Genomic DNA, 25,456 nt, shown 5'->3' on the forward strand with positions numbered 1-25,456 from the left:
ACCGCGACGCCCACATCACCCCACCCCAGGGGTACGGCGGCGAGCCTCGTTGCCGACACGGGTACTACTCGTTAACGTCGGCAGTATGACCAAGAAGATCGCCATCAGCGTGCCCGACGACGTGGCCGAACGACTGGCCCAGGAGCCGAACGTCTCCGCGTTCGTCACCGAGAGCGTGCGGCAACGGATGGCGGGCGAGCGCACCCGGCGTACGCTCCGGCAGGTCGGCTTCCGGCTGTCCGACGGCGGGCTCGCCGACGCGGGCCACGCGCTCGACGAAGCCCAGGCGAAGATCACCCCGGAACTGCGCGCCCGGGCCGCCGCGTTGCTGAGCGAGTCGACACGTGGACGGCCGACCCGTGACTGACCCTGGGCTGGTGCTCGACACCGCGTGCCTGCTGGCCTACTCGGAGGGCACCGAGGCAGTCGGGGAGCAGATCGCGGCGGTCGCGGACCGGGGGCAGACGGTGATCGTGCCGGCGCTCTGTCTCGCCGAGGCGTACCGGCAGGTGGCCGTCGACGGCTGGCGCCTGCTCGACATCCTCGGCGATCTCGACCACGTGGTCGTCACCCCCGTGGCGCACGACATGTGCATGTTCCTCGGCGGCTGGTCGCGCACGCTCCCGAGCATGGACCTCGCCCAGGTGGCGCTGGAGGCCGCACGGGCCACCACACCGATCATGAGCGACCGGCGGGAACTGCTCGGTGAGGTGCTGCCCAAGGAGTGGCCGATCATCGACCTCTGAACCGCCGGTGTCGACAAGATCACGCGGTGGGTTCGGCGGTTCTGGGACGGGTAGGTAACTCCGGCACGGGGGATCAGACGCCGCAGCTACGCTCAGTACGCTCATCGCGGTGGACCCGTCAGTACCCGGAGGTGGCCGATCGTGACCGTCCGTAGCTCCTTTGTCGTAGTGGCCAACCGCCTGCCGGTCGACGAGGTGAGCACACCCGAGGGGCGGCAGTGGCGGCGCAGCCCCGGCGGGCTGGTGACCGCGCTGCACCCGGTGCTGGCCGAGCACCAGGGCACCTGGGTGGGGTGGGCCGGCGGCACCGGCGCCGCGCCCGAGCCGTTCGACCTGGAGGGCATCCGCCTGCACCCGGTGCCGCTGAGCGCCGAGGAGCTTGAGCGCTACTACGAGGGCCAGTCGAACGCCACGATCTGGCCGCTCTACCACGACGCGGTGGAGACGCCCGCCTACAAGCGGCGCTGGCGCGAGGCGTACCGGCTCGTCAACGCCCGGTTCGCGGAGGCCGCCGCCGACGTGGCCGCCGAGGGCGCCACGGTCTGGGTCCAGGACTACCAGCTCCAGCTCGTGCCGGCGATGCTCCGGGAGCTGCGGCCGGACCTGCGGATCGGTTTCTTCCTGCACATCCCGTTCCCGCCGATCGAGCTGTTCATGCAGATGCCGTTCCGCACCGAGATCCTGCGTGGACTGCTCGGCGCGGACCTGGTCGGCTTCCAGCAGCGGCTGGCGGCGCAGAACTTCGTCCGCCTGGCCCGGCACCTGCTCGGCCTGCGCTACGAGGGCCAGATGATCCAGGTCGACGGCCGGCAGGTGAAGGCGGGCGCGTTCCCCATCTCGATCGACACCAAGGAGATGGAGCGGCTGGCCGAGGATCCGGCGATCCAGGCCCGGGCCAAGCAGATCCGGGAGGAGCTGGGCAACCCGAAGACGATCATCCTGGGCGTCGACCGGCTCGACTACACCAAGGGCATCGAACTCCGGCTGAAGGCCTTCCGAGAACTCCTCGCTGACGGAAAGTTGACAGTTCCGGACGCGGTTATGGTGCAGGTCGCCACGCCCAGCCGCGAGCGTGTGGAGCACTACCAGGCACTTCGGGTGAAGGTGGAACGCGAGGTTGGCCGGATCAATGGTGAATTCGGCCGGGTCGGCGTGCCTGCCGTGCATTATCTGCATCAGTCGTACAGTCGCTCCGAACTGGCCGCGATGTACGTCGCGGCCGACGTGATGATGGTGACCCCGCTGCGAGACGGAATGAATCTGGTGGCCAAGGAGTACGTCGCATCGCGCGCCGACCAGGGCGGCGCGCTCGTGCTCAGTGAGTTCGCCGGCGCCGCGACAGAGCTGCGCCAGGCGTTCCTGTGTAATCCGCACGACCCGGACGCGGTGAAGGACGCGTTGCTGCGGGCCGTGCATGTCGAAAAGCCCGAAGCCCGCCGCCGGATGCGCGTCATGCAGCGCCATCTGCGCAGCCACGACGTGGGCCACTGGGCCAAGTCGTTCCTCAGCGAGCTCGGCGTCCCCGATACGGAGGCTGCGTGACCTCGCCCGCCCCCGCCGCCTCCCACGGCGGCGTGCTGGATCCCGAACTGCGTGCCGCCATCGGCCGTATCGCCCGGGTTCCGCAACTCCTGGTCGCCTGCGACTACGACGGCACACTGGCGCCGATCGTCGAGGACCCCAGCAAGGCCGTGCCGCTGCCCGAGTCGGTGGCGGCCGTACGCGCGCTCGCCGCACTGCCGCAGACGAGCGTCGCCGTCGTCTCCGGCCGGGCGCTGCGCGACCTGGCCACACTCTCCCGGCTGCCCAGCGAGGTGCACCTCGTCGGCAGCCACGGCTCGGAGTTCGACATCGGCTTCGTCGAGCGGCTCACCCCCGAGCTGATCGCGGTCCGGCACCGGCTCCGTGAGGCGCTGCGCGAGATCGCCGCCGAGCACCCGGGCATCCGCCTGGAACGCAAGCCGGCCAGCGTGGCCGTGCACACCCGGGGCGTCGACCCGCACGTCGCCGCCCGGGCCGTCGAGGCGGTCCGCAACGGCCCCGCGACCTGGGAGGGCGTGACCGTCACCCAGGGCAAGGAGGTCATCGAGCTGTCGGTGGTCGTGACCAACAAGGGCACCGCCGTCGACCAACTCCGCACCCAGCTCGCCGCGAGCGCGGTGCTGTTCATCGGCGACGACGTCACCGACGAGAACGCCTTCGGCAACCTGACCGGGCCGGACGTCGGCATCAAGATCGGTCCCGGGGAGACCCGGGCCGACTACCGGGTGGCCGAGCCGATCGAGGCGGCCCGCGCGCTGGGGCTGCTGCTGGAGACGCGGCGGCACTGGCTGTTCGGCGAGCGGGCGGTGCCGATCGAGCGGCACTCGATGCTGGCGAACGGCCGTACCGTCGCGCTCGTCACGCCGGAAGCCAAGATCACCTGGCTGTGCCACCCGAAGCCGGACTCGGCGGCGATCTTCGCCGACCTGGTCGGCGGCAGCCCGGCCGGGCACTTCACGGTCGGTCCGGAGCGGGGCGGCATCCCGCTGGGCCAGCGCTACCGCAGCAACACGATGACCGTCGAGACCCGCTGGTCCGGCCTGACCGTGACCGACTGGCTCGACCTGCCGGTCCGCGAGACCACGCCGGACGACCCGGCCGTGGTCAGCGGCGACTCGACACTGGTCCGGGTGCTCAGCGGCACCGGTCGGGCCCGCGTCGAGTTCGCGCCGCGCCCCGAGTTCGGCCAGGTGGCGGTGCAGCTCCAGCCGCTCGACGACGGCCTGCTGGTGCTCGGCTCCAACGAGCCGGTCGCGCTGCACTCCCCCGGCGTCGAGTGGGAGGTCACCAACGACGCCGGGTACGAGACCGCGAAGGCGGTGGTCGACCTGTCCGCGGCCGGCGGCCAGGTCGTGCTGGAGCTGCGCTTCGGCACGCAGAGCCTGGACCCGCACCGGCTGCCGCTGCACGAGCGGCAGGCCGCCGCGGAGCAGCCCTGGAAGGACTGGGTGGCCTCGCTGCGGCTGCCCGCGACCGCCCGGGACCTGGTCGCCCGCAGCGCGCTGACGCTGCGCGGCCTCTGCCACGAGCCGACCGGGTCGATCCTCGCCGCGGCCACCACGTCGCTACCGGAGGAGCTGGGCGGTGTCCGCAACTGGGACTACCGCTACTGCTGGCTGCGGGACGCCGCGATGACCGCCCGCGCGCTGGTCGACCTCGGCTCGACCGAGGAGGCCGAAGGGCTGCTGCGCTGGATCGACGGCGTGGTCGAGCGCACCGGCGGGCACCCGGAGCGGCTGCACCCGCTCTACACGGTGGACGGCTTCGAGCTGGGCGCCGAGGCGGTCATCGACACGCTGCCCGGCTATGCCGGCTCCCGGCCGGTACGCGTCGGCAACCTCGCCAACCACCAACTCCAGCTCGACGTCTTCGGCCCGGTCGCGGACCTGATCGCGGCGGTGGCCGACGCCCGGGGATCGATCCGCGACGACGAGTGGCGGGTGCTGGAGAACATGGTCGAGGCGGTACGCCGCCGCTGGCACGAGCCCGACCACGGCATCTGGGAGGCCCGCCTCCCCCCGCGGCACCACGTCTTCTCCAAGGTCATGCTCTGGATGACAGTGGACCGGGCGCTGCACGTGGTACGCCGGCACGGCGGCGAGGACCGGCCCGAGTGGGTCGAGCTGCGCGACCGGATCGCCGCCAACGTGCTGGAGCACGGCTGGCACCCGGAGGCCGAGGCGTACAGCGTCGCCTACGGCTACGAGGAGATGGACGCCTCGTCGCTGTGGATCGGCATCTCCGGGCTGCTCGCCGGCGACGACCCGCGCTTCCTCTCCACCGTCCTCAAGATCGAGGCGGAGCTGCGCAGCGGCCCGGTCGTCTACCGGTACCACTGGGACGACGGCCTGCCCGGCCGGGAGGGCGGCTTCCACATCTGCACGTCGTGGCTGATCGAGGCGTACCTGCGCACCGGCCGCCGCAGCGACGCGGAGGAGCTGTTCACCCAGATGCTCGACACGGCCGGGCCGACCGGGTTGCTGCCGGAGCAGTACGACCCGCTGGCCGAGCGCGGGCTGGGCAACCACCCGCAGGCGTACAGCCACCTCGGCCTGATCCGGTGCGCACTGCTGCTGGACAACATGCTCAAGCAGTGACCTGACCGAGCGCCCGGACGGCGGCGGGGACCCCACGGTCCCCGCCGCCGTCCCCGTCCCACCCCAGCCCGCCCCGCCCCAGCCCGCCCTCCCCCGGCGATCTTGCACTTACCGCCCTGCCATAAGGGGCTATAACGGGCGCATGGCGGGCGCTAAATGCAAGATCGGCGCCATCAGGCGTGGGCGCCGTCGGGCGCGCGCGTCAGGGGGTCAGGGCGTGGACCACGTCGCCTACGACCACGATCGCGGGTGGGCGCAGCGCGGCGGTCTCGACGTCTTGCGCGACCGTGCCCAGCGTGGAGCGCAGCGTGCGCTGGGCCGCCGTCGTGCCCTCCTGGATCACCGCGGCGGGGGTGTCCGCCGGCTTGCCGTGCGCGATCAGGGTCGCGGCGATGGCGGCGAGGTTCTTCAGGCCCATCAGGATCACGAGCGTGCCGCGCAGCCCGGCCAGGGCGTCCCAGCGTACGAGCGACGCGGGCGCGTCGGGTGCGAGGTGCCCGGACACCACTGTGAACTCGTGCGCCACGCCCCGGTGGGTCACCGGCACCCCGGCCACCTCCGGCACCGCGATCGCGCTGGTCACGCCGGGCACCACAGTCACCGGCACGCCCGCCTCGGCGCAGGCCAGCAGTTCCTCGCCACCGCGGCCGAAGACGTACGGGTCGCCGCCCTTGAGCCGTACCACCACCTTGCCGGCCCGGGCCCGGTCCACCAGGATCCGGTTGATCTCCTCCTGGGCGCGCGACGGCCCGTACGGGATCTTGGAGGCGTCGACCAGTTCGACGTCCGGGCGCAGCTCGTCCAGGAGCAGGCCGGGCACGAGCCGGTCGGCGACGACCACCTCGGCCTCGGTGAGCAGCCGCCACCCCTTCACGGTGATCAGCTCCGGGTCGCCCGGTCCGGCGCCGACGAGCGCGACCCGTCCCCCGGCGGCGCCTTCCGCCTCGGGCGACGGCGCGAAGCCGGGGCCGGTCCGCGCGCCCAGCAGGTCCCGCACGGCGTCGCGGACGCCCATCGCCCGGCGCGGGTCGCCGCCGCCGAGGACCGCCACGGTGACCGGGCCGTGCCGGGTCACCGCCGGAGTCCACGCGCTGGCCGCCGTGCGGTCGTCGGCGCGGACGCAGAAGATCCGCCGTTCGGCCGCTGCCGCGCTGACGGCAGCGGCGGCGGCCCGGTCGTCCACCGCCACCTGGACCAGCCAGGCGCCGTCCAGGTCGCCGGGGGCGAACCGGCGCGGCTCCCAGTGCAGCCGCCCGGCGTCGACGTGCGCGCGCAGCGCCGGGGTCAGTTCGGGCGACACCAGCAGCACGTCCGCGCCGGCGTCGAGCAGCGCGGGCACCCGCCGGGTGGCGACCGCTCCCCCGCCGACGACGACCACGCGCCGCCCGCCCAGCCGCAACCCCAGGGGGTACGGGCTCGGCGGCGTCGGCCTGGTCACTTCTCCGCCACCCCGGCGGAGTCGAACGTGGCCACCTCGTGCAGCACCCGGACCGCGCCGGTGACCACGGGCAGGGCGAGCAGCGCCCCGGTGCCCTCGCCGAGCCGCAGTCCCAGGTCGATCAGCGGCTCCAGGCCGAGGTGCCGCAGCGCCGCCGTGGCACCCGGCTCGGCGCTGCGGTGCCCGGCGACCATGGCGCCCACCGCGTCGGGCGCGAACGCGGCGGCGGCGAGCGCGGCGCTCACCGCGATCACGCCGTCGAGCAGCACCGGCACCCGTCGCGCGGCGGCGCCGAGGATCAGGCCGGTCAGCGCGGCGTGCTCCAGCCCGCCGACTGTGGCCAGCACGCCCAGCGGGTCGGCCGGGTCGGGCTCGTGCCGGGCCAGCGCGGCCCGCACGACCGCCACCTTGCGGGCGTACGTCTCGTCGTCGACCCCGGTGCCCCGCCCGGTGGCCGATTCCGCGTCGACGCCGGAGAACGCGGCGATGAGCGTGGCGGACGGGGTGGTGTTGCCGATGCCCATGTCGCCGGTGAGCAGGATGCCCGCCCCGGCGTCGATCAGCTCACCGGCGACCCGGATGCCGGTCTCGACGGCCGCGCGGGCCTCGTCCCGGGTCAGCGCGGCGGTGACTGTCATGTCGCGGGTGCCGGGGCGGACGTTCGCGGCCACCAGACGCGGCCCGGCCGGGTCGGCGGACTCGGCGCCGGGGATCGGGGTGGCGACGCCGACGTCCACCACCGTGACCGAGGCGCCGGCCTGGCGGGCGAACGCGTTGACCACCGCGCCACCGGCCAGGAAGTTGGCGATCATCTGGGCGGTGACCTCCTGCGGCCACGGGGTCACGCCCTGGGCGTGCACGCCGTGGTCACCGGCGAAGATCGCCACAGCGGCCGGTTCGGGCAGCGGCGGCGGGCAGGCACTGGCCAGCCCGGCGAGGCGTACCGAGAGCGGCTCCAGGGCGCCGAGCGAGCCGGCGGGCTTGGTCAGCCGTCCCTGCAACTCGCGGGCCGCCGCCATGGCGGCCTCGTCGAGCGGCCGGATCGCCGCGACTGTGGACTCCAGCATCATGCCTCCAGGATCCGTGCCAGCGTCTCGATGAACGCGTCGGTGGTGCCCCGGTCGCGTACCGCGATCCGGAGCCAGTCCGGGCCGAGCCCGGGGAACGTGTCGCCCCGGCGTACCGCCCAGCCGTGCGCGCGCAGCCGCTCGCGTACGTCGGCGGCACCGGCCACGTGGATCAGGACGAAGGCGGCGGCCGGGCGCCCCGCCACGCGTACCCCCGGCAGGCCGGACAGGCGGGCCACCAGGTGGTCGCGGTCGGCGGCGAGTTCGGCGGCGATGGCGCGTTCGGCCGCGACGGCGGCCGGCGCGGCGCAGGCGGTGGCGGCGGCGAGCGCCGGCGTGGAGACCGCCCAGAGCGGCTGCGCGGCGGCGAACCGGGCCAGCAGGGCGGCGTCGCCGAGCAGGTAGCCGATCCGCAGCCCGGCCAGGCCCCAGGTCTTGGTGAGGCTGCGCACCACCACGAGGCCGGGCAGGTCGCGGCGGGCGGCGAGGGACTCGGGCTCGCCGTCGACGCCGGGCGCGGCGGTGGTGTCGGCGAACGCCTCGTCGACCACGAGCACCCGGCCGGGACGGGCCAGCGCGGCGATCGTGTCCGCCGGGTGCAGCACCGAGGTCGGGTTCGTGGGGTTGCCGATCATGACCAGGTCGGCGTCGTCCGGGACGCAGGCCGGGTCCAGGCGGAAGCCGTCGGCGGGGTCGAGCAGCACCCGGTCGACCCGGTGCCCGGCGGCGCGCAGCGCGGCCTCCGGCTCGGTGAACTGCGGGTGCACCACCACGGGGTGGCGGACGCCGGACAGCGCGCGGGCGATCAGGACGAATCCCTCGGCGGCGCCGGCGGTGAGGAGTACCTCCTCCGGGGGTCGCCCGTGCCGGTGAGCGACGGCGGCGCGGGCCGGCGCCGGGTCCGGGTACGCGGCCAGGTCGCCCAGCGCGGCGACGACCGGGTCGGCCAGCCAGTCCGGCATCGGGGCACGGCGCACGTTCACCGCCAGGTCCACCAGGCCGGGCGTGGCCTCGGCGTCCCCGTGGTGGCCCAGGTCGGGCTCGTCGAGCGCGGCGGCGCTCCCGGTCGGTGCTGCGGGCATGTCCGCGATCCTGCCGGGTAGCCGCCGCCCGGGACAGCGCATCCCGGCGTGGGTCGCGTCACGGTCCGCCAGTTTATGAGTTCTTCTCATTTCCGAATCGGAAATGTCATAGCTTGACCCCGTGAGCAGTCGTCCCCTTGCTTCCGCTGGCCGTCTCGTTCCCCTTCTCCGCGCCGGGCTGATCGCCGGCATCGTGGTCGCCGCCGCCCTGTACCCGCTGGTCGCCGTCACCGGCATCGGGGCCAAGGCCACCGCGCACGCGATCGAACAGAAGACGAGCATCCTCAAGACCGCGCTGCCGGCCGAGACCTCGTACGTCTACGCGCCGGACGGCAAGACGGTGCTGACCATGTTCTACGAGGAGTACCGGCAGTACACCAAGATCGAGAGCATGTCGCCGAACATCCAGCAGGCGATCGTCGCCGCCGAGGACAACCGCTTCTACCAGCACCACGGCGTCGACCCGAAGGGCGTGGCGCGTGCCTTCGTCTCCAACGCCCGGTCCGGCGGGGTTTCCCAGGGCGCCTCGACGATCACCATGCAGTACGTGCGGATGGCGCTGCGGGACAGCGCGACCACGCCGAAGGAGGTCCAGGAGGCCACCCAGCAGACCAGCCTGCGCAAGGTCAAGGAGATGCGCATGGCGCTGGACATCGAGAAGCACCTGAGCAAGGAGCAGATCCTGGAGCGCTACCTCAACTCGGCCTACTTCGGCCACCGCGCGTACGGGATCTACGCCGCCTCGCAGATCTTCTTCTCCAAGACGCCGGCCACGCTCACCCCGGTCGAGGCGGCCACGCTGGCCGGGCTGGTGAAGTCACCGTCGGAGTACGACCCGATCACCTCGGACCAGAAGGACGCCACCGGCCGGCGCAACTACGTGCTGGACAACATGGCCCGCCTCGGCTACCTGTCACCTGACGCCGCCGCCGCGGCGAAGGGCCAGCCGATCAAGCTGAAGCTGACCGACCCGCCGAACGACTGCGCCGCGATCGACGGCGGGCACCGCAGCTGGGGCTTCTACTGCGACTACCTGAAGAACTGGTGGAGCTCCCAGCCCGCGTTCGGCGAGAACCGGCTGGAACGGATGGACAAGCTGCGCCGCGGCGGCTACCGGATCGTGCTCGCGCTCGACCCGAAGACCCAGGCGGCGGCGGAGAAGAACGTCGGGGCCAAGGACAACACCGGCAGCCCGTTCGCCAACGGGATCGTGGTCGCCGAACCCGGCACCGGGCGGATCAAGGCGATGGCGGTGAACCGGAACTACTCGCTCGACCTGGCCGAGAACCCGAACAGCTCGAACCCGGAGGCCGGCCCGAAGGTCAAGGCGAACTATCCGAACACGGTGGCGCCGCTGCTGGGCGGCGGGACGCTCCCGGGCTACCAGGCCGGTTCGACGTTCAAGATGTTCCCGATGCTCGCCGCGCTCAACGCCGGGATGCCGCTGTCCACCGCGTACGACTCGCCGCACACGTACAAGTCGGCCGTCTACGACGGGTGGGCCCCGTCCAACGCCAGCGGCGCGATGACCGGCCGGCAGACCATGTGGTCCGGGTTCGGCAAGTCGGTGAACACGTACTTCGTCCAACTGGAGGAGAAGATCGGCGCGGACGCCGGGGTGCGCCTGGCCGAGCAGCTGGGGCTGCGCTGGCGTACCGACGTGGACAAGGAACAGGCGTCGCCGGGGAAGGCGAAGAAGTGGGGCGCGTTCACGCTCGGCGTCTCCGACGCCACCCCGCTGGAGATGGCGAACGCGTACGCCGCCATCGCCGCCGACGGACGCTACTGCGAGGCCATCCCGGTCAACGCGATCATGAACCGGGACGGCACGCCCGCCACGTACACGACGGCGGGCGGGGTGCAGCGGGAGGTCGCCAAGCCGCGGTGCCGGCAGGTGGTGAACGCCGACGCGGCCCGGGCCGCCACCGACGCGGCGCGCTGCCCGACCGGCGACACCCCGGCCAAGGGGAGCTGCGGCGGCTGGTCGACAGCCGACAGCGTGCGGGGCACCGTGGGCCGCCCGGTCGCCGGCAAGACGGGTACGACGGACAGCACCCGGTCGGCGTGGTTCGTCGGCTACACGCCGGAGCTGGCGGCGGCGAGCTTCATCGCCGACCCGGACAATCCGTTCAACGCGGTGGGCGACGGGCAGTCGCAGATCCCGGTGAACGCGGTGGCGCAGACCCTGCGGGACTCCCTGAAGGGCCAGCCCACCCGCCAGTTCACCCCACCCTCGGACCAGATAGTCGGCTGATCCCCTCTGTTCCGCCCGGGGGTGCGCCCGGGTAGTTGATCAAGGAGTTTGCGTCAGGGATCGAACGATCTCCAGACGCGAACTCCTTGATCGACGTTGAGAGAGGGGCGGTCAGCGGAGGTCGGCGGCCACGAAGGACCACAGCTCCAGGTCGACCCGGGCGCCCCTGACGAAACCGGCGTTGCGCAACAGGCCTTCGTAACTGAAGCCGGCCTTCTCGGCGACCCGCCGCGACGCCACGTTGCCGGCCGCCACCCGCAGCTCCACCCGCTGGAACCCGTGCTCCAGGATCAGCGCGATCGCCACCGCGTCCACCGCCTCGACCGCCAGGCCGTAGCCCCGGGCGTGCAGCGCGATCGCGTACGACAACTCGGTGAGCCGCGCGCCCCAGTCCGTGCGGCGGGCCCAGAGCGAGCCGACCACCCGCTGGTCCTCCCGGCGGACCACCGCCCAGTGGTCGCCGTCGCCGCTGTCGCGCCGCTGCCGGGCAAGCTCGGTGCACCACGCCCGCCCGTCGATCTGCCCGGACGCGTCGGCCAGCGGCAGCCAGCGCTGCGTCTGCCGGTCGGCGAACACCTCGTCCACCGCCTCCGCGTCGGCGGCGACGAGGTGCCGGACCTCGATGCGCGGGGTGGAGACGGTCAGCGCCGGGAACCGGCGTACCGCCACCTGCCCGATCATGCCGAAGCCCCCACCGGTGCCAGGGCGGCGGCCACCAGCCGGGCCGCGATGTCCGGATGCGCGGCCCAGTGCGGTACGAGCTGCGAGGCGTGCACGGCCTGCCGGACGAAGCCCTCCGGGTTGCCACCCTCCCAGCGCCAGGCCGGCCGGTCACCGGCGCGCGGAGTGAGCACGGCGGCGTGCTGCTTGTGGCCGGTCACCGTGGCGCCGGCCGCCGCCACCACGCTGTCGGTGACCGCCGTGGCCGTCCGGTAGCCGACCACCAGGCCGTCCCGGACCGTGCCGACCGCGTCGAGCACCCCGCACATGGGCAGGCCGTCCAGCTCCCGGGCCAGCCAGAGCAGGCCCGCCCCCTCGGCGATCACCGGACGGCCGGAGCGGGCCAGCTCGGCCACCGCGATGCAGAGGCGGCGGTTGGCGGAGAGCTGCTCCGCGTACGTCTCGGGCAGCCCGCCGCCGACGACCAGCGCGCGGGCACCGGCGGGCAGCGCCTCGTCGCGCAGCGGATCGAGCGTCACCACCTCGGCGCCCGCCGCACGCAGCAGCTCGGCGGTCTCGGGGTGGCTGTAGGTGCCGGCCGGCCCGCCGGCGAGCGCCACCACCGGCCGCTCCCCCGACGGCTGCGGGGCGTCGGCCGGCTCCGGCGACCACGGCTCGACGGTGAGCGCGGGGGCGGAGCGGGCCAGCGCCAGCAGCCGGTCGAGGTCGACGGTGGCGGCCACCGCCTCACCGAGCCGGCGTACGCCGCGTTCGGCGTCCGCGTCGGCGCACACCACGGGCCCGGTGCCATAGCGGCGGGCGGGCAGCACCGGGGGCAGCTCGTGCCGGCGCAGCGCCCCGTAGACCGGCACGCCCACGTCGTCGAGCGCCTCGCGCAGCAGCGCCTCGTGCCGGGGTGAGGCCACCCGGTTGAGGATCACGCCGCCCAGCCACAGCTCGTCGTCGTACGCCCGGAAACCGTGCACCAGCGCGGCCACCGACTGGCCCATCGCGGCCACGTCCACCACGAGCACCACCGGACTGCGCAGCGCGGTGGCGACTGCCGCCGTGGACTCGCTCTCCGGTCGCCCGGCGACCGAGTCGTAGAGGCCCATCGTGCCCTGCACCAGCGCGAACCCGGCGCCGGCCGCGCCGTACGCGAAGAGGGGGGCGATGCGCTCCGGGCCGACGAGTCTCGGATCAAGCGTGCGCCCGGCGCGCCCGGCGGCGAGCCCCAGATACGCCGCGTCCACCTGGTCCGGCCCGACCTTGAACCCGGCCACCGGGATCCCCCGGTCGGTGAGCGCCGCGAGCAGGCCGAGGGAGACGGCGCCGGTGCCGTGCCCCGAGGAGGGCGCACTCAGTACGACGCGCGGCACGTCGGTCATCATCGACTCCTGATGTGGGTGGTTTCCGCCCGCGTGACCATACCCGTCCGGCCCGGCGCGCGAGGGCCACGCACTCCGCCGTTTTCTCCCTGGCCGCGGCGAGTGGCATCGCTCATACGGGTAGCCTTGGCTAACGTGTACCGGTTCCTGCTGACCCCGCGCTGGCTCGGCTACCTCGCGCTCACGCTCGTCGCCGCCACGGTGATGGTGTTCCTGGGCAACTGGCAGCTGGACCGCTACCGGGGCCGGACGGCGGTCAACGAACGGATCGACGCCGGGGCCACCATGACGCCCGCGCCGCTGCGCGACGCGCTCCCCGCACCCAGCGGCGGCGACGTCGGTCCCGCTCCGTCCGAGGAGCTGACCTGGAGCCGGGTCACCGCCACCGGCCGGTACGACAGCGCGAACACCGTCCTGATCCGCGGCCGGACCGTCGACCGGACGGTCGGCTTCGAGGTGCTCACCCCGCTGGTGCTGGCCGACGGCACCGCGGTGCTCGTCGACCGGGGCTGGATCCCGCCCGTGCCCGGCGCCGGCGCGACAGTCCAGCCGGAGGTGCCGGCGGCGCCGACCGGCGAGGTGACGGTCACCGGCCGGGTGGTCGGCAGCGAGAGCGGCGGCGGCGCGGTCAGCCGGCGCGACGGCAAGCTGGAGGCGCGGCGCATCGACATCCCGCGCCTGGCCCAGCAGCTCCCCTACCCGGTGACCGGCGGCTACGTGCTGCTCGACGGGCAGACGCCGGCCGCGGACCCGGCCTTCCAGGCGGTCCAGATCGGGCACACCAACAACTGGCAGAACTTCGGCTACGTCTGGCAGTGGTGGATCTTCGCGGTGATGAGCCTCTTCGGCTACGGCTGGGTGGCACGCCGGGAGGCCCGCCGCCGGGCCGGGCTGGACACCCCGGGTGAGCCGGTGGACCGCGCCGCCGAGCCGGCCGCCCCCACCTCCGCCTGAATCCGGCGCCCTCCCGGTGGGCACACCGGGCGGCGGGGACGTTGTAGGGTCCGCGGATGATCGTCAATCGTGGGGGTCGCGGTGACCTCTGACGCCACGACGCCCCCGGCCGCCGAGCCACCCGCGTACGACCCGTGGTCGGCCATGCCGCCGGCCGTCGCGCCGCCAACCGAGCAGTTCCCGGTGATCGCCGCGCCGGACGCACCCGTCGCCCCGGTGCCCACCGCGCAGTTCCCCGCCACGCCGGCGGCCCCGCCGCACTCCGCGCCGCCGTTCTCCGCCCCACCGGCCACCGCGCAGTTCCCGGCCGCGCCCCAGTTCTCGGCACCGCCTGCCCAGTTCTCGGCACCGCCCGCGCAGTTCTCCGCACCGCCCGCGCAGTTCTCCGCGCCGCCGATGGCGCCCGCCGGGGCGGTCGCGCCGTTCCACGGGCCGGCGGGCGCGCCCGGGCCGTACCCGCCGGCCGGGCCGGTGCCACCCACGCAGTCCGTGGTGGCGGTGCAGATCGCCGAGATCATGGTGACGCCACCGGTCATCCGTACCCCGGCCGGTGTCCTGCCGCTCGCCGGCGCCTCCTGGTACGTCACCGACCACTGGCAGAAGGAGGAGAAGATCGCCCCGTGGGCCGTCGTCGCCGCGATCCTCGGCTTCTTCTGCCTGACCGTGTTCAGCCTCCTGTTCCTGCTGATCAAGGAGACGCGGCACTACGGCACCGTGCAGGTGACGGTGAGCAGCGGCGGGCACCAGTACGTCGCGCGGATCCCGGTGACCGACCAGTTCCAGGTGCAGCAGCTCAACAACCAGGTCAACTACGCCCGGTCGTTGTCGGCCGGCTGAGCCGTCAGCCGGTGACCCGGCCGGCGTGGATGGCGCGGACCGCGTCGATGGTGTCCGCCTCGGCGGCGGTCTTGTCGTCGCGGTAGCGCAGCACGCGCGCGAAGCGCAACGCCACGCCGCCCGGGTACCGGCTGCTGGTCTGCACCCCGTCGAACGCGATCTCGACCACCTGCTCCGGCCGTACCCGCACCACCCAGTCGCCCTTCTCCACGGCGAGTGACAGGAACCGCTCGGTCTGCCAGCGCAGCAGCTCGTCGGTGAGCCCCTTGAAGGTCTTGCCGAGCATGACGAACTCGCCTGTGCGCGGATCGCGGGCACCGAGGTGCAGGTTGGACAGCCAGCCCTCCCGCCGGCCGCTGCCCCACTCGACCGCGAGGACGACGAGGTCGAGCGTGTGCCGCGGCTTGACCTTGACCCAGGCCGAGCCCCGCCGGCCGGCGTCGTAGGGCGCGGCCGGATCCTTGACCACCACGCCTTCCTGGCCGGCGTCGACAGCCGCGGCGAACGCCGTGGCCGCCTGGTCCACGTCGTCCACCTCGACCCGGTCGACGAGCAGCGAGGCGTCGACCGCGCCGGCCAGGGCCGCCCACCGCTCCCGCCCGGGCGCGTCGATCAGGTCGGTGCCGTCGAGGTGCAGCAGGTCGAAGAAGTACGGCGTGAGCACCGGCTCGCCGGTGCGCTCGGCGGCGGCCAGCACGGCGGGCGCGACCTGTGTCGGCCCGGTGGTGCTGGGCGTGGTGCGCCGGGCCGCGCGGCTGGACGTCTCCTGGAACGGCAGCGGACGGCCGGCGGCGTCCAGCCCGATCGCCTCACCGTCGAGCACCAGCTCGCGGGCGGGCAGCGCGCGGACGGCGGCCACCACCTGGGGCAGCCGGCCGGTGATCTCGTCGAGGCTGCGGGTGAAGACGGCGATGTCCGGGCCGGAGCGGTGCACCTGGATGCGGATGCCGTCGAGCTTGACGTCGACCACCGCCGGCACGCCGGTGGCGGTCAGCGCCTCGTCGACCGAGGGCGCGCTCTGCGCCAGCATCGGCGCGAGCGGCCGGCCCACCTGGAGCCCGAACCCGGCCAGCGCGGCGGCACCGCCGGTGAGCGCCGCGACCGCCACCGCCCGCAGGTCACCGGCGAGCAGCAGGGCACGCCGGACGGCGGTGACCGGGACGTCGGCGGCGCGCGCGACCGCGTCCGCCAGCAGCCCGGCCTGCGCGCCCTGGCGCAGCTCACCCCGGAACAGGCCGGTCAGCAGGCGCTGCTCGTCGGCGGTGGCCGCGGCGAAGAGACGGCCGACCAGCTCCCGTCGCCGGGCCTGCGAACCGGCCCCGGCGACGCGGGAGATCTCCTCGATCGCCGCGTCGACGGCGGCGACGGTGAGCGTCGGCTCGGCGGCCGGCGGAGGCAGATCACGCAGGCCCGCCCAGCCGACACCGGTCTGACGCTGGCGCAGCTCACCGGCGAGGTAGCCGGCGCCGGCCGGGATCTCGCCCGGCTCCAGCCCACGGAGCGCGGCGGCCAGCAGCTCCACCTTGGCCCGTCGGCCACTGGTGGCCCCGACCGCGGCCGAGGTGGCCGCCAGCTCCGCGAAACGCACGACCACATCCTGCCAGCCGGCTGTGACATCGGGGCGGATCCGGCGGCCCGGCACACCGCACGGGTGCGCCGGGCCGCCGGGCCGACGGTCAGGCCGAGACGGGTTCCTCGATGCGCAGGCCGCGCCCGCGCACGCCCTCGGCGACCCGGGTGAGCAGCGCGTCGAGCGTGACCAGAGCGGCGGAGAGCTCGCCGATCTGTTCGTTGAGCGTGTCCTCGGACCACGCGGAGACGTCGACGTCCCCCAGAGCACGGACGGCGGCCTGAAGCCGCTCCATCTCGTCGTTCGTACGCATGTTCGAAAGGCTATAACACCCCGCCCGCCGACACACCACAAACTCCGACATCGGCCCCGAAGTTACGGTTTCGACACCTCAGGCGCGGTTTCCGGCCTCCGCCACCCGGGCCAGCAGCAGCGCCTCGGCCAGGCACACCCGGGCGAACTCGCCCAGGTGCAGGCTCTCGTTCGGCCCGTGCGCCCGCGCGTGCGGGTCCTCCACACCGGTCACCAGGATCGCGGCCTGCGGGAACATCTCCTGGAACGTGGCGATGAACGGGATCGACCCGCCGACCCCGATGTCGACCGGGTCGGTGCCGTCCCAGGCCGTCCGGAACGCCGACCGGGCCGCGTCGAACATCGGCCCCGAGGCGTCGATGACGCAGGGCGCGCCGTCGTGCTCGAACGTCACCGACACCTGCGCGCCCCACGGCGCGTGCCGCTCCAGGTGCGCGGTCAGGGCCGCGTACGCCTTCTTCGGGTCGTCGCCCGGCGCCAGCCGCACGCTCAGCTTCGCCTTCGCGGATGGCACCAGCGCGTTCGGGGCCTCGCCGGTGGCCGGCGCGTCCACGCCGAGGATCGCCAGCGCCGGCTTGGTCCAGAGCCGGTCGGTGATCCGGCCGGTGCCGAACAGCTTCGCGCCGTCGACCAGGCCGGCCTCGGCCCGGAACCGGTCCTCCGGGTAGTCGACGCTGGCGCCCTCGCGGGCGGCCAGCCCGTCCACCGCGACGTCGCCGGCCTCGTCGTGCAACGTGCCGAGCAGCTTCACCAGCGCGGTGAGCGCGTCCGGCACGGCGCCGCCGAACATGCCGCTGTGCACCGCGTGGTCGAGCGTGCGCACCTCCACGAAGCAGTTGACGATGCCGCGCAGCGAGGTGGTCAGCGCCGGCACGCCGACGTCCCAGTTGGTGGAGTCGGCGATCACGATGACGTCCGAGGTCAGGTCGTCGCGGTGCTCGGCGAGCAGTCGCTCCAGCGAGTCCGAGCCGTACTCCTCCTCGCCCTCGATGAACAGCACCACGCCGACCGGGAGCCGGTCGCCGAACGCGCGCAGCGCGGCGACGTGCGCCATGATGCCGGCCTTGTCGTCGGCGGCGCCCCGGCCGTAGAGGCGGCCGTCGCGCTCCACCGGCTCGAACGGGTCCGACTCCCACAGCGACAGGTCGCCGACCGGCTGCACGTCGTGGTGGGCGTACAGGAGCACGGTGGGAGCACCGGGCGGGGCCGCCTTCGTGCCGATCACGGCCGGCTGGCCGCCGGACCGGACGATCCGCGTGTCGAGGCCGCAGCCGCGCAGCAGCTCCGCCACCGCCTCGGCGGAACGCTCCACGTGCGAGTGGTCGAAGCCCTCGAAGGCGATGCCCGGGATGCGGACGAGTCGCTCGAGGTCGGCACGGACGCCGGGCAGTTCCCGCTCGACGGCGGCCCGCACCTCGGACTCGGAGAGGATCGGAGTGGTCATGACCGGAATCGTATGCTGGCCTTACCCCGCCACGCCGCCCGAGCCCGATCGCCGCCCCACGCGCACGTAGTAGCGGTCGCCGTCGTGCGGCAGGTCCGGTGCGCCGTCGACGACCAGGTCCACCGCTGCCGCCGTACCGTCGGCGGCGAAGTGCGCCCGCTCCCCCGCGTGCCAGCGGCGCAGCTCCGGCAGGATCTGTTCCCCGTCGCGGGCCAGCGCCCGGCGCAACCGCAGTTCGGCCGGCGCGGTGACCAGCACCGACAGCGTCAGCTCGGGGCGTACCGCGGCGCGGGCGGCGCTCACCCCCTCGACGATCAGCACCGGTCCGGCCGGCACCGGCACCACCCGGTCCAGGAAGCGGCGGCGCACCCAGCTGTAGCGGCGGTACCCGCCCGCCCGGCCGGCCCGCAGCGGGCCGAGCACCTGCTCGTCCAGCCGGGTCCAGAACGTGAGCTGGTCGTCCCAGCCGTCGAGCAGGTCGTCGGTGTGCACGAGCGGCGGCCGGACGCCGCACGCCAGCTCCGCGAGGGCGTCCGCGAGGCGCGTCGCGAACCGGCTCTTGCCCGCGCCGCTGGGCCCGTCGACGGCGACCAGGCGGGTACGCCCCAACCGCGCCGGGCCGGCCAGCACCCGACGGGCCAGCCCGGAGTACGCCTCGATCACTGCGACGTTCACCCGACCGACGCTAACGTTCCCCCGTCCGCTGGAAACTGCGACCCGGGCGGACCGTTTCGCCGAGCGGCGGCCCGGCGCGCTGGGCATCATCGGGGGGTGCTCCATGACGTGATGTGTCCGGGCGTCGACGCCCTCCTGGAACAGGCCCGCGCCGGTCTCCGCCGGCTCACTCCGCACGAGACCGTCGAGGCGGTCCGTGGCGGCGCGCTGCTGATCGACACGCGTACCGAGGCGCAGCGCCGCGAGGAGGGTGAGCTGCCCGGCGCGATCGTCATCGACCGCACGGTGCTGGAGTGGCGGCTCGACCCGGCCAGCGCGTGGCGCATACCGGAGGCCACCGGGTACGACCGCGAGGTCATCGTGGTGTGCCGGGAGGGGTACAGCTCCAGTCTGGCCGCCGCCAGCCTCCAGACGCTGGGGCTGCGACAGGCCACCGACATGATCGGCGGGGTGCAGGGCTGGCGGGAGGCCGGGCTGCCGATGTCCGACCGCCCGGCCGACGTGCGCTACTGAGCCCTCGCGGTCGGCGCTGAGGCTCGCGATCCCAGCCGGATCGCACGGCCGGCGAGTGCCGGCGGAGCGGCCCTCTACGCCGGTGGCGCGCCGGGTGGGACGAACGGCAGTCCCGGCGGTGGGCCGGACTCGATGAGCCGCCACAGCGCGTCCGTGTCGAGGTGTTCCTCCACCAGGTCGCCCAGCAGGTCCAGCGTCCCCTCCCGGGCCGCCGCGAAGGACGTGTCCGGCGCGACCTTGAAGCCGGTCCGCCCGGCCGCCTGCGCGACCTCGGTCAGGAACCGGCGGCGGAACGCGTCGGAGGAGAAGGCGCCGTGCCAGTGCGTGCCGTACACGGTGCCGAGGCGCGCGCCCTCGCCGGTGCCGTCGGCGTAGCGCAGCAGCGGCGCGAGTCCCGGGTCGGCGGCCGTGACCCGGCCGTGGTGGATCTCGTACCCGTGCACCGGCACGTCGCCGGCGGCGGTGCCCTCGGCCCGGCGGACCGTCTTGCGCGGCTCGAAGGTGATCTCGACGGGCAGCAGCCCGAGGCCGGGTACGGTGCCCCGGCGGCTCTCCACCGCGTCGTGGATCGCCCGGCCCAGCATCTGGAAGCCGCCGCAGATGCCGAGCAGCGGCCGTCCGGCGGCGGCGTGCGCCCGGACCGCGTCGGCCAGGCCGGTCTCCCGCAGCCAGGCCAGGTCGGCGACTGTCGACTTGGTGCCGGGGAGCACCACCAGGTCGGCGGCGGCCAGTTCGGCCGGCTCGACGGTGAGGCGGACCCGCACGCCCGGCTCGGTCGCGAGGGCCTCCACGTCGGTGGCGTTGCTGATCCGCGGCAGCCGGACCACTGCGACGTCGAGCCAGTCGGTGCCCCGGGGCGCGGCCGGGCGGCCGAGCACCCGCCCGTACGCGAGCGAGTCCTCCGCGTCGAGCCACAGGTCCAGCGCCCACGGCACCACCCCGTACGTCGGGCGGCCGGTGACCCGGCGCAGCATGTCCAGCCCCGGCTGGAGCAGGCCGCGATCGCCCCGGAACTTGTTCACCACGAACCCGGCCAGCAGCGCCTGATCGGCCGCGTCGAGCAGGGCGACGGTGCCGAACATCGAGGCGAACACGCCGCCCCGGTCGATGTCGCCGACCACGATCGTGGGCAGCCCGGCCTGCCGCGCCAGGCCCATGTTGACGTAGTCGCCGTCGCGCAGGTTGATCTCGGCGGGGCTGCCCGCGCCCTCGCAGATCACCACGTCGTACTCGGCCCGCAGCTCGGCCAGCGCCGCGTACGCCGTGGTGGCGAGCCGGGACCGCACCTCGTGGTAGTTGCCGGCGGTGACCGTGTCGACCGCCTCGCCGAGCAGCACCACCTGGCTCGCGTGGTCGCTGCCCGGCTTGAGCAGTACCGGATTGAAACGCAGGTCGGCTTCGAGCCCGCAGGCGGCGGCCTGCATCGCCTGGGCGCGGCCCAGTTCGCCGCCGCGCCCGTCCGGGCCGACCACCACGGCGGAGTTGTTCGACATGTTCTGCGCCTTGAACGGCGCGACCCGGACGCCCCGGCGGCGCAGCCAGCGGCAGATGCCGGCGGTGAGCACGCTCTTGCCGGCGTCGGAGGTGGTGCCGGCGACCAGCAGCCCGCCGCTCACCGCCCGCTCCCCCGGCGGGCTGCACGCGTGAGGACGCCCAACGCCGCCCGGCCGGTGGCGCCGACCAGGCGACCGACTGTCACCGGGTAGAGCGCGGCCATGCCGAGCGCGGTCACGCCCACCGCGCCGGAGATCCGGGCGGCACGCTTCAGGTGCCGCGCCTCGGGGCGGGGGCCGTCACCGAGGAACGGCCGGGTCTCGGCGCGGCCGAAGTAGACGTTGCGCCCACCGAGCCGGACGCCGAGCGCGCCCGCCATCGCCGCCTCGCACTGACCGGCGTTCGGGCTCGGGTGGTCGGCCCGGTCCCGCCGCCACACGTGCCAGGCGGCGGCGCGGTCCCCGTGCGCCACCGGCGCGACGGCCACCGTGAGCAGCCCGGTGAGCCGGGACGGCACGAGGTTCAGCGCGTCGTCCAGCCGGGCCGCCGGGGTGCCGAAGCGGGCGTACCGGGGCGAGCGGTGGCCGACCATCGCGTCGAGCGTGTTCGCCGCCCGGTAGCCGAGCAGGCCGGGCAGGCCCGCGACCGCGCCCCAGACCAGCGGGGCGACCACGGCGTCGGAGGTGTTCTCGGCGACCGATTCGACTGTGGCGCGGGCGAGTTCGGGCTCGTCGAGGGCGGACGGGTCACGCCCGCACAGGTTGCCGAGGCGGGCCCGGGCGGCGGGCAGGTCGGCCCGGCCGAGTGCCCGCGCCATCACCCGGGACTCGTGCCGCAGCGTGCGCCCGCCGAGCACCGTCCAGGTGCCGGCGGCCACCAGCGCGGCCCGCGCGATCGGATGGTGTCGGGTCGCCAGCGCGGCGGCGGCACCGAGCAGGACCGGCGCGCCGACCGCGAGCGCCGTGAACGCGGTGCCGGCCGCCCGGTCGGGGCGGTAGACCCGCCGTTCCAGCGCACCGGCCGCGGTGCCGAAGCCGGCCACCGGATGCCACCGGCGGGGGTCGCCGAGCAGGGCGTCGAGCGCGTAGCCCGCCACCATCCCGGTCGCGTTCGCCATGGCGGTCGCCTGCCGCACCCGTCACCACCTCCGGCGGGCCAGCCTAGTCGTACCGCGGGGTGGTGACGCCGACGTCACCACCCCGCGCCCCCGTCGGACGAAGGGTCAGGCGGGCACCGGGGTGCGCCGCCGGCCACGGCGCCCGGAGGGGGTCCCGGCGGCGCCGCCGGAACTCGCGCCGCCCGGCTCGCCCTCACCCGGTCCACCGGCACCCGGTGCGGTGACCTCACCCAGCTCGTCGTCCCCGGCCGGGGCCGGCTCGTCGCCCTCCTCGGGGGACAGGTCGTCGTCCTCGGCCGGCAGGCCCGGGCCGGTGCCGGACGGACCGTCCGCCCGCACGCCCGGCAGACCGCCGGACGGTCCGCCGAACCGGGCGTCCCCGCCGCGAACGGGCGCACCGGGCCGGTCGTCGAACGGGTCGGGCTCGCCCACCCGCTCGACGGTGCCGACCAGCCCGACCCGGCCGCCCCCGTACTCCGGCGGCGGGAAGTCGTCGTCGAAGGGCCGGTCGTCGAACGTCGCCGGGGCCTGCGCGTCCGGCACCGGCTCGGTCGCCTCGCCGTGCACCCGCTGCTCGGCCTCCGCGTCCTCGACGGTGCTGGTGGCCGCGCGGGGCTGGTTGCGCAGGAAGCGGGCCCGGCCCCGGGACAGGTCGTGGCCGACCGCGACCGCCTCCAACTCGTAGAGCGTGCGGTGGGTGCCCGCCTCGTCGGTCCAGTCCCGGGTGTAGAGGCGCCCGGCCACGATGACCGGATCACCGACCGCCACCGAGGCGGCCACCCCCTCGGCGAGGCGGCGCCAGCAGTTGACGCGTACCCGAAGGCTGTTGCCGTCGACCCAGCGGCCGCTGTCGCGGTCGAGCCGGCGGGCGGTCGAGGCGACCTTGAAGTTGGCCACCAGCGTTCCGCTCTGCGTGGTCCGGCGCCACTCCGGCGCGGTCAGCACGTTGCCGACGATCGTCACGTACGTATCGAACATCGCCCCTCCCAGGGATCGACTTGTCCGGGAAGCGTCGGCCGACCGACCCGCCCGGACCACCCGCCCGGCCCGTGCCTGTGGATGACGGACCGCCCTGTGGACAACCACCTGATCAAGGTCCCGATCTGCTAGGCCGACCGGCCCTACGGGCCTGACCTGCGACGACGCATGATCGAAAGGAGCCGGCAGGCAGGCGTTCCGGAATCGCGCCGGTTGGGTAAGTACTTGATCAACCGAGAGAAAGGGAGCTCCCATGCTTCTCCGAGACGTCCGCGAGGCAGCGCGATGAGCGCCGTGGCGAACCCCGCGACCGTGGCCGAGTGCCTGCGGGTCGGCGCCGGGTTCTCCCAGGGCGACCGCAACTGGATCGCCGAGCAGTTCGCGACCCTGGACGCCCGGCTCGCCGGCTTCCACGCCGACGCCACCGAGCTTGAGGTGTCCGTCAAGGATCGCGAGGCCCGGGGCCAGAAGGTGACCCTGGAGTGCTGGGTCGCCGGGCGGCAGAAGATCGTCACCACCTCGACCGAGGAGGATCTGCACGCCGCGCTCAACGACGTCCGGGACGACCTGCGCCGCAAGCTCAACGACGCGAAGACCCGGCAGGAGCCGCGCCACAACAAGCACCTGCGCGCCGTCGACCAGCCCGATGGTGCCCCGTTGCAGGACGCCGAGCGCGAGGACGCCGAGACCGTCTGAGGCCCGTATGCCCCCGTCCGTCCGGTGCGGGCGGGCGGGGGCTACCGCCGGGTAGCCCGGCGGCGTACCGTCGCGGTCGTGGAACCGGACGTGCTGGGCGCCCCCTACGAGCGGCGGACGATCGACCTGGGCACCGACGACGAGGGGCCGGTGGTCGCGACCCTGGTGCGGCGGCGGGCCGACCGCCCGACCGGCCGCGCCGTGCTCTACGTGCACGGCTTCGTTGACTACTTCTTCCAGACCCACGTGGCCGACTTCTTCGCCGAGCGTGGCTGGGACTTCTATGCGCTCGACCTGCGCAAGTACGGCCGCAGCCTGCTCCCGCACCAGACCCCGAACTTCTGCCGCGACCTGAGCGACTACTTCCCCGAGCTGGACGCCGCCGCGGAGATCATCCGCGCCGAGGAGGGACACGACACCCTGCTCGCCATGGGCCACTCGACCGGGGGCCTGATCATCTCGCTGTGGGCGCACGACCGCCGCGACGCCGGCCTGGTCGACGGCATCGTGCTCAACAGCCCCTTCTTCGACATCAACGCGCCCTGGATGGTGCGCCGGCCCCTCGCGGCCGCCGTCTCCCGCCTGGGCCGCAGGGCGCCGCAGCGTGTGCTGCCGTTCGGGCTGGGCACGGTGTACGGCGAGAGCCTGCACGCCGACCACCGGGGCGAGTGGCGGTACGACCTGGCCTGGAAGCCGCTCGCCGGGTTCCCGGTCCGGGCCGGCTGGATCAACGCGATCCGCGCCGGTCAGCGCCGACTGCGGGCCGGGCTGGACATCCCGGTGCCGGTGCTGCTCGCCTGCTCCACGCGCAGCTTCCGGGGCACGAAGTGGCACGACAGCGCCACCGGCGCCGACGCCGTGCTCGACGTCGAGCACATGGTGCGCTGGGCGCCCCGCCTCGGCCGGCACATCACGCTCGCCCGCTTCGACGGCGGACTGCACGACCTCACGCTGTCCAGTCCCGGCGTACGCGAGAAGGTCTTCGCGGAGGTCGGACGGTGGGCGGAGGGATTCCTGCGCGCCGGGCCGACCGAGCCGGAGCCCACGACACCGCCGGCCCCGCGGCGGCCGGCCGACGCGGCCGCCGAGGGCTGAGGCCGGTCCGTCCCGCCGCCGGGACGCCCGGCCCAGTCGGCCGTCCCGCCGCCGGACGGCCGGTTCAGTCGGCGACGACCGCCGTGAGCGCGGCGCGGACCCGGTCGAAGGTGGCGATCGGATGGCCACCGGCCTGCGGCGGCAGCACCACGCCGAGGCAGCGCAACGCCGGCCCGCCGTCCGGCCCGGCCTCGACCGCGAACACCGGCGCGCCCACGTAGCCTGCGGGCAGCTCCGTGGTGACCCGCACCTCACCGCCGTCCCGGGCGACCCGCTCGACGACCGCCTCCAACGGCCGCGCCCCGCCGTCGCCGACGCCCAGGGCCAGCACGAACGCCGACGCGGGCGCCGCGCCGATCCGGGCGACCGAGTCGGCCGGCGCGGCCACCGCCTCGGTGACATGCTGGGTACGCCAGCGCCAGCCCCGGTCGTCGGCCCAGCCGTGCAGACCGCCGGTCGGCATCGCGGCGAGCCCCAGTTCCGGCAGGTGCAGCCAGTGGTCGGCGAAACCGGGCAGGTCGATCGGCTCGTCCGCCCCCTCGGCCGGGTCGGTGACACTCGGCCGCAACCCGATCTCGCCGTACGCGCGGTCGGTGAGCGCGTCGGCGGTGAGCAGCCACTCGTGCGCGACCTCGCCGTCGTCGGTGGCGCCGACCAGCTCGCTGTAGAAGAAGGCGGTGCCGGGGACGCCGGGCGGTGTGCCCGGGCCGTCCGAGCCGGTGAGGGGCAGGATGGCCCGTCCGAGGAGCTGACACAGCTCGAAGACGATCTCGTTCTCGGTTTCCTGGTCGAGCAGCATCCGACGAGGGTACGGATCGCGTCCCGCCCGGCCCGCGCCGGACCCGCCGCAACTGTGGTGCCGGTCCGGGCCCCGGCGTGGGACGCTGAGGGGCGGGTCGCGTCCACGGGAGTGGTGTACGACTTGCCCGTGATGGGCGTGTTGCGTAGATGAGAGACGGCCATCGCGTCGATCCTTCAAGACGACCAAGTCAGAGAA

Annotated in this window: 23 protein-coding genes; 10 read left to right on the forward strand and 13 right to left on the reverse strand. The window is 74.4% G+C overall.

Annotation, left to right across the window (positions count from 1 at the left end):
- Positions 1–85 precede the first annotated feature (85 nt).
- From ACN27D_RS06855 to otsB, 4 genes are all read left to right on the forward strand, one after another.
- Positions 86–367, forward strand: a complete 282-nt coding sequence (locus ACN27D_RS06855) for a hypothetical protein (protein ID WP_121685652.1) — start codon at positions 86–88, stop codon at positions 365–367.
- Positions 360–746, forward strand: a complete 387-nt coding sequence (locus ACN27D_RS06860; protein ID WP_147457916.1) for a hypothetical protein — start codon at positions 360–362, stop codon at positions 744–746. Before ACN27D_RS06855 ends, ACN27D_RS06860 begins: the two co-directional genes overlap by 8 nt.
- Before the next feature lie 141 nt (positions 747–887).
- On the forward strand, positions 888–2,288 hold the full coding sequence (locus tag ACN27D_RS06865; protein WP_013288079.1) for an alpha,alpha-trehalose-phosphate synthase (UDP-forming): 1,401 nt from the start codon (positions 888–890) through the stop codon (positions 2,286–2,288).
- Positions 2,285–4,885, forward strand: a complete 2,601-nt coding sequence (otsB, locus tag ACN27D_RS06870; protein WP_358175111.1) for a trehalose-phosphatase — start codon at positions 2,285–2,287, stop codon at positions 4,883–4,885. Before ACN27D_RS06865 ends, otsB begins: the two co-directional genes overlap by 4 nt.
- A 202-nt stretch (positions 4,886–5,087) precedes the next feature.
- Here otsB and cobA read toward each other — a convergent pair whose 3' ends face one another.
- The 3 genes from cobA to cobC are packed head-to-tail and all read right to left on the reverse strand — an operon-like array spanning position 5,088 to position 8,472.
- Entirely contained in the window at positions 5,088–6,323 is a 1,236-nt protein-coding gene (cobA, locus tag ACN27D_RS06875; protein WP_421498785.1) for a uroporphyrinogen-III C-methyltransferase, read from the reverse strand.
- On the reverse strand, positions 6,320–7,390 hold the full coding sequence (gene cobT / locus ACN27D_RS06880) for a nicotinate-nucleotide--dimethylbenzimidazole phosphoribosyltransferase (RefSeq protein WP_421501117.1): 1,071 nt from the start codon (positions 7,388–7,390) through the stop codon (positions 6,320–6,322). Before cobT ends, cobA begins: the two co-directional genes overlap by 4 nt.
- Positions 7,390–8,472, reverse strand: a complete 1,083-nt coding sequence (gene cobC / locus ACN27D_RS06885; RefSeq protein WP_421498786.1) for an Rv2231c family pyridoxal phosphate-dependent protein CobC — start codon at positions 8,470–8,472, stop codon at positions 7,390–7,392. Before cobC ends, cobT begins: the two co-directional genes overlap by 1 nt.
- Before the next feature lie 121 nt (positions 8,473–8,593).
- Here cobC and ACN27D_RS06890 point away from each other — a divergent pair, with 121 nt between their 5' ends.
- On the forward strand, positions 8,594–10,726 hold the full coding sequence (locus tag ACN27D_RS06890) for a transglycosylase domain-containing protein (RefSeq protein WP_350814940.1): 2,133 nt from the start codon (positions 8,594–8,596) through the stop codon (positions 10,724–10,726).
- A gap of 111 nt (positions 10,727–10,837) precedes the next feature.
- Here the strand turns inward: ACN27D_RS06890 and ACN27D_RS06895 are convergent, their stop codons facing one another.
- Positions 10,838–11,407, reverse strand: coding sequence for a GNAT family N-acetyltransferase (locus ACN27D_RS06895; RefSeq protein ID WP_421498787.1), 570 nt, complete (start codon positions 11,405–11,407; stop codon positions 10,838–10,840).
- Complete coding sequence (locus tag ACN27D_RS06900) at positions 11,404–12,774, reverse strand: cobyrinate a,c-diamide synthase (RefSeq protein ID WP_421498788.1); 1,371 nt, start codon at positions 12,772–12,774, stop codon at positions 11,404–11,406. Before ACN27D_RS06900 ends, ACN27D_RS06895 begins: the two co-directional genes overlap by 4 nt.
- 135 nt (positions 12,775–12,909) lie before the next feature.
- Between ACN27D_RS06900 and ACN27D_RS06905 the strand changes: the two genes are divergently transcribed.
- Together ACN27D_RS06905 and ACN27D_RS06910 are read left to right on the forward strand one after the other, a co-directional pair.
- Positions 12,910–13,728: an SURF1 family protein gene (locus tag ACN27D_RS06905; RefSeq protein WP_357795105.1), complete on the forward strand. Its 819-nt coding sequence runs from the start codon at positions 12,910–12,912 to the stop codon at positions 13,726–13,728.
- Positions 13,729–13,809: 81 nt separating this feature from the next.
- Positions 13,810–14,565, forward strand: coding sequence for a hypothetical protein (locus ACN27D_RS06910; RefSeq protein ID WP_421498789.1), 756 nt, complete (start codon positions 13,810–13,812; stop codon positions 14,563–14,565).
- Positions 14,566–14,569: 4 nt separating this feature from the next.
- Here ACN27D_RS06910 and ACN27D_RS06915 read toward each other — a convergent pair whose 3' ends face one another.
- The 4 genes from ACN27D_RS06915 to ACN27D_RS06930 all read right to left on the reverse strand — a co-directional run bounded on the left by ACN27D_RS06915 (position 14,570) and on the right by ACN27D_RS06930 (position 18,566).
- Complete coding sequence (locus tag ACN27D_RS06915) at positions 14,570–16,153, reverse strand: ATP-dependent DNA ligase (RefSeq protein WP_421498790.1); 1,584 nt, start codon at positions 16,151–16,153, stop codon at positions 14,570–14,572.
- An 88-nt stretch (positions 16,154–16,241) separates the two neighbouring features.
- Entirely contained in the window at positions 16,242–16,448 is a 207-nt protein-coding gene (locus tag ACN27D_RS06920; RefSeq protein WP_030273275.1) for a hypothetical protein, read from the reverse strand.
- Positions 16,449–16,526: 78 nt separating this feature from the next.
- On the reverse strand, positions 16,527–17,891 hold the full coding sequence (locus tag ACN27D_RS06925) for a dipeptidase (protein WP_421498791.1): 1,365 nt from the start codon (positions 17,889–17,891) through the stop codon (positions 16,527–16,529).
- Between the two features lie 21 nt (positions 17,892–17,912).
- Positions 17,913–18,566 carry a uridine kinase family protein gene (locus ACN27D_RS06930; RefSeq protein ID WP_421498792.1) on the reverse strand — a complete coding sequence of 218 codons (654 nt, stop codon included), beginning with the start codon at positions 18,564–18,566 and terminating at the stop codon, positions 17,913–17,915.
- Between the two features lie 111 nt (positions 18,567–18,677).
- Between ACN27D_RS06930 and ACN27D_RS06935 the strand changes: the two genes are divergently transcribed.
- The gene (locus tag ACN27D_RS06935) at positions 18,678–19,079 is read left to right on the forward strand and encodes a rhodanese-like domain-containing protein (RefSeq protein WP_120573558.1); all 402 of its coding nucleotides are present in this window, start codon (positions 18,678–18,680) and stop codon (positions 19,077–19,079) included.
- Positions 19,080–19,153: 74 nt separating this feature from the next.
- On the opposite strand, the gene ACN27D_RS06940 is transcribed toward ACN27D_RS06935, so the two are convergent.
- The 3 genes from ACN27D_RS06940 to ssb all read right to left on the reverse strand — a co-directional run bounded on the left by ACN27D_RS06940 (position 19,154) and on the right by ssb (position 22,668).
- Positions 19,154–20,695, reverse strand: a complete 1,542-nt coding sequence (locus tag ACN27D_RS06940; protein ID WP_421498793.1) for a cobyric acid synthase — start codon at positions 20,693–20,695, stop codon at positions 19,154–19,156.
- Positions 20,692–21,708, reverse strand: coding sequence for a cobalamin biosynthesis protein (locus ACN27D_RS06945; RefSeq protein WP_421498794.1), 1,017 nt, complete (start codon positions 21,706–21,708; stop codon positions 20,692–20,694). Before ACN27D_RS06945 ends, ACN27D_RS06940 begins: the two co-directional genes overlap by 4 nt.
- An 87-nt stretch (positions 21,709–21,795) precedes the next feature.
- Positions 21,796–22,668: a single-stranded DNA-binding protein gene (gene ssb, locus ACN27D_RS06950; RefSeq protein ID WP_421498795.1), complete on the reverse strand. Its 873-nt coding sequence runs from the start codon at positions 22,666–22,668 to the stop codon at positions 21,796–21,798.
- 285 nt (positions 22,669–22,953) lie between these two features.
- On the opposite strand from ssb, the gene ACN27D_RS06955 reads away from it, so the two are divergent.
- Positions 22,954–23,364: an HPF/RaiA family ribosome-associated protein gene (locus ACN27D_RS06955; RefSeq protein WP_120573525.1), complete on the forward strand. Its 411-nt coding sequence runs from the start codon at positions 22,954–22,956 to the stop codon at positions 23,362–23,364.
- Between the two features lie 78 nt (positions 23,365–23,442).
- Positions 23,443–24,459 carry an alpha/beta hydrolase gene (locus tag ACN27D_RS06960; protein ID WP_421498796.1) on the forward strand — a complete coding sequence of 339 codons (1,017 nt, stop codon included), beginning with the start codon at positions 23,443–23,445 and terminating at the stop codon, positions 24,457–24,459.
- A 64-nt stretch (positions 24,460–24,523) separates the two neighbouring features.
- Here ACN27D_RS06960 and ACN27D_RS06965 read toward each other — a convergent pair whose 3' ends face one another.
- A complete protein-coding gene (locus ACN27D_RS06965) occupies positions 24,524–25,258 on the reverse strand; it encodes a hypothetical protein (RefSeq protein ID WP_187690283.1) in 735 nt (244 codons plus the stop codon).
- Positions 25,259–25,456: the final 198 nt, after the last annotated feature.

Origin of the sequence: Micromonospora sp. WMMD1274, assembly GCF_049179035.1 — a bacterium.
Classification (GTDB): domain Bacteria; phylum Actinomycetota; class Actinomycetes; order Mycobacteriales; family Micromonosporaceae; genus Micromonospora; species Micromonospora tulbaghiae.